The following is a 378-nucleotide window of genomic DNA, read 5'->3' on the forward strand; positions in this document are numbered from 1 at the left end:
CGCCGGGACCAAGGGGGCAGCCACCGGGACCGCAGGCTTGCCGAGCGCGTTTATCGAGGCGCTGACGCTGGCGATGAGGTCGGCCAGGCCGGAGGCGGGCAAGCGGTTCTTCTCGACGTAAGCGGACACGATGTGAGCGGTCAGCTCGAGCAGATCGATGTCTTTACGGGCACTGTTGCTATCGTCGGTCACTCTATTTCTCCGTCTACAGCGAATGACCTGAAAATCGGATTCGACTTCCGGAAAGGATCATGCGCGAAATCAAAATGCTATGGCGTCCTTCGTGCGTCCACGGGACGAATGGCGTTGGTGTAGCGCGGAATTCCTAGTCGGCAAATCTGCGTATTGCAACGACTTGATGTCAGGTCACACGTTATT

General features: G+C 57.7%; 1 protein-coding gene. It reads right to left on the reverse strand.

The annotated features are described in order from the left end of the window. The coding region (locus tag EN939_RS37835; protein ID WP_206528496.1) for a MucR family transcriptional regulator at window positions 1-192 on the reverse strand (192 nt) is incomplete at its 3' end. Window positions 193-378 lie beyond the last annotated feature (186 nt).

The organism is Mesorhizobium sp. M7A.F.Ca.CA.002.05.1.1, from assembly GCF_003998335.1.
Lineage (GTDB): Bacteria > Pseudomonadota > Alphaproteobacteria > Rhizobiales > Rhizobiaceae > Mesorhizobium.